1 protein-coding gene and 1 pseudogene are annotated in these 519 nt (G+C 65.9%); both read right to left on the bottom strand.

Going from position 1 to position 519, the window contains the following annotated elements:
• Positions 1-192: pseudogene (locus EOA28_RS39785) on the bottom strand (hypothetical protein); the annotation flags it as partial.
• Positions 193-197: 5 nt separating this feature from the next.
• Positions 198-519: CbtA family protein (locus EOA28_RS38000; protein ID WP_148671222.1), on the bottom strand; the 322-nt coding region annotated here is incomplete at its 5' end.

Raw genomic sequence — 519 nt, 5'->3', positions numbered from 1 at the left:
GCCACTATGCGCCTGCGCCGAGGCAGCCGCCAGCAGGGCGAGCAGCACTGCAACCGAGCAATTCCAGGAAAAGTGTGCCGCGGTTTTCCGTCCGGAATTGCGAGAAAACAAAAGACCAAAGCGGCTCAGCGGTCGTGTCGACCGTTGAGCCGCTTTGGCCGCCAGGGCAAAGAACCTTGGCGGCCAGCGCATGGGTTTCAGGCGTAGCGGCGGGCGCGCTGGTCGCGCATCGCGACCACGCGTTCGGCAACCGCGCCGAAGCCGAGCCCGACGACGGTCCACAGCACCAGCTGGATGCCGAGCGAGGCGACGCGGAACTGCCACAGCACCGTCGCCGAGAAGTTCTCCGGCACTTCGTTGATGTCGGGCAGGGCCGCCTTCACCAGCGCGAAGACGACGAGGAAGGCAAGCCCAGCCACGATCGAGGCATTCCAGGCGCCGAGCTTGCTCCATAGCCGCTGCGCCAGGCCCACCGCCGCCACCATCGCGGCGATCGAGATGACGATCATGATGAAGAAC

Source organism: Mesorhizobium sp. M2A.F.Ca.ET.067.02.1.1 (assembly GCF_004023285.1).
In the GTDB taxonomy this organism is placed as follows: Bacteria; Pseudomonadota; Alphaproteobacteria; order Rhizobiales; family Rhizobiaceae; genus Mesorhizobium.
This window is presented reverse-complemented; position numbering and strand designations above follow the sequence as displayed.